Annotated in this window: 2 protein-coding genes; one reads left to right on the forward strand and one right to left on the reverse strand. The window is 74.4% G+C overall.

Annotation, left to right across the window (positions count from 1 at the left end; all coding sequences use genetic code 11):
- Positions 1-137: 137 nt before the first annotated feature.
- A complete protein-coding gene (locus ACWGIU_RS35195) occupies positions 138-2,306 on the reverse strand; it encodes a DEAD/DEAH box helicase (protein WP_453712162.1) in 2,169 nt (722 codons plus the stop codon).
- 45 nt (positions 2,307-2,351) lie between these two features.
- Between ACWGIU_RS35195 and ACWGIU_RS35200 the strand changes: the two genes are divergently transcribed.
- Positions 2,352-2,570, forward strand: a 219-nt coding sequence (locus ACWGIU_RS35200) for a hypothetical protein (protein WP_453712163.1), incomplete at its 3' end; no start/stop codon positions are given.

Below are 2,570 nucleotides of genomic sequence, written 5' to 3' on the forward strand. Positions count from 1 at the left end.
AAGGGCGGGCCCCGCGGCGTCCGGTGCCGTACATCGCAAGGCGGAGGGGCGCCCGCGTACCGGACGTACTCGGGCGCGCCCGACAACGCGGCGAGGTGCCAGGCGTCGCGGGGCAGGCGGGACTTCGCGGACATGATCTAGGCCGGGCGGAGCGTTCCCAGGCGGGCCTGCTCCTCCTCGACGATCTGACGGGCCATCGCGACGTCCGACACGTCGACGGCGTCGGGCGTGGACTCGGCGACGGCGCTGCGCCGTGCGTACGCGTCGAACAGGCGGCTCTTGTTCTTCAGCATCCGCACCATCCGCTCGTCCACTCCACGCGTGGCGAGCAGCCGGTGCACCCGGACCGGCCGCACCTGCCCCATCCGGTGGGCGCGTGCCACGGCCTGGTGCTCGATGGTCGGCTTGACCTGGGGCTCGCAGATGATCACGACGGAGGCGGCCTGCATGTTGAGTCCCACGCCCGCCGCCTCGATCTGCGCCACCAGCACCGCGTGACCGGGTGCGGCGGCGAACTCGTCCACCACCTGCTGGCGGCGGGCGGGCGGCACGCTCCCCGAGAGCGGACCGAACACCCGGCCGCCGCCGGGACCCGGCGCGGCCTCCAGCGCGTCCTTCACCACCGCCAGGACATCCCGGAAGACGGAGAACACCACCACCTTCAGCCCGTTCTCGGCGGCGTCCTCGACGATCTCGCGCAGCCGGTCCAGCTTCGCCGACCTCTCGGGGTGTGCGTACGCCGCCCTGCGCATCGCCATGAAGTTGCCGGAGCGCACGGCTTCGCGGTAGGCGGCTTCGTCGGAGGCGCTCAGCTCCTCCCACTCGTCCGTGTGCTGGAGCGCGGGCAGTTCGGTCAGGACGTCCTGCTGGTTGCGGCGCAGGTAGACCGGGGCGACGGCCTTCCGGAAGGCTTGGGAGCCGACCAGGCCGTCCCGGTCCCCGACGGCCGCGGCCAGGTCGGGCCGGAGGATGTGCACGAGGTTGCGGAACTCGGAGACCCGGTTCTCCATGGGCGTCCCGGTCATGAACAGGACGCGGTCGCAGCGCCCGGACCATTCGGTCACGGCGTGGGCGCGCCGGGTCATCGGGTTCTTCACGTAGTGCGCCTCGTCGACGACCAGCATCCCGATCTCGCCGCCGCCGGGCGTGGGGAATCCGCGCAAGGCGTCGAAGGTGGTCACCGCGACCCCGCCCCGGCCCTTCCAGTCGGCGAACGCCTCCTGCCGGTCGGGGCCGTGCAGGCACATCACGCGCAGCGTGCTGCGGGCCTCGATCTCCCGCGTCCAGTTGATCAGGACGCCGGCCGGGCACACGACCATGAAGTGGCTCTGGCCTTCGGCGGCGAGGTGGGACACGGCGGCGATGGCCTGGATGGTCTTGCCGAGCCCCATCTCGTCCCCGAGGATCACCTTGCGCTGCGCCAGCGCGAAGCGCGCCCCGAAGGACTGGTAGCCGCGCAGCGACACCCTGCGGTGGGTGTCGTCGAGCAGTTGGCGGCGGACCCGCTCGGCGACCTCGTCGGGCAGGAACCCTTCGGCGGCGGCCGCGTCGGGGCTGCGGCCTGAGATCTCCGCGAGGAGGCTGTAGTACTCGGCGGACCGCAGTTCGAAGTCGACCCAGGCCGCCACCTCGGTGGAGGGGCCGCGCAGCAGATCCACCGAAGCCTGGGCCAGCAGCTCCGGCACCGCGCCCTGCGCCGCTTCCTCGGTCAGGCCGCGGACCTCGGCGACGGCCCCGAGGGCCCGGCCCCGCCTGGCCTGCCCCGCCAGCAGCATCCGCAGCCGCCCGGCGGCCGGCCTGGCCTCGGCGAGCAGCGGGCCGAGGCGCTCCGCGAGCACCGCGGCCGCGTCGAGGGCGCGCTGCGCGTCGGGGCCGGCCTCCACCAGGACGTGCAGGGCCAGGACGAGCGCGGTGGTACGGGGCTCCGGCCGGTCCACGTCGATGTGGACGGCGATGGTCTCCCGGACGGCATCGGAGATCTGGCGTGCCGCCGCGATGACCTGGTCGGCGGTCCGCTGCCCGACACCGGGAATCTGCCGCAGCCGGTACGACCCGGCGTCGAGCACCTGCCGGACCGAGCGCAGCCCGCTCCGCTCGACCTCCCCGAGCCTCAGCCGGCCCTCGGTGACCTCCTTCAGCCGGGCCACGGGGATGGCCTCCAGCGCCCGCTCCGCCGCCGCGTCGTGGATCGGCTGCAGGGCCGCCCGAACCGCGTCGACGGCCTGCCGGTGGTCACCGACCACCGCCCGCGCGGCCTCGTACAGCCGCTCGCCCCCGGCGACCGCCTCCCGTTCCCTGCGCCCCATCCGGCCCCGGCCCCTCTCTCCGTGTCCCCGCATACTGCCACCGGGGTGGCAGTGCCGAAGGCCCGGACCGCGACCGGCTCGCCCACTCTCCTGACCTGGGCGTTCACCAGTTCGGGGACGCTCTGCCCGTTCGGTCGGGACCGCGCGGGCGCGGCCCCGCCCACCGAGCCCGACCTGCGGCGACGCTCCCCCGACCGTGCCGGCACGCCTGCGGCCCTGGTTCCCTGCGGCGCTGACCGGCATCGGATCGGCCGGATGCGACGG

It is taken from the genome of Streptomyces sp. NPDC054840 (assembly GCF_053611065.1).

Coding starts and splice junctions, on each gene's coding strand:
- ACWGIU_RS35195 (WP_453712162.1), bottom strand. CDS start 2,306: ATGGGGCGCAGGGAACGGGAGGCGGTCGCCGGGGGCGAGCGGCTGTAC.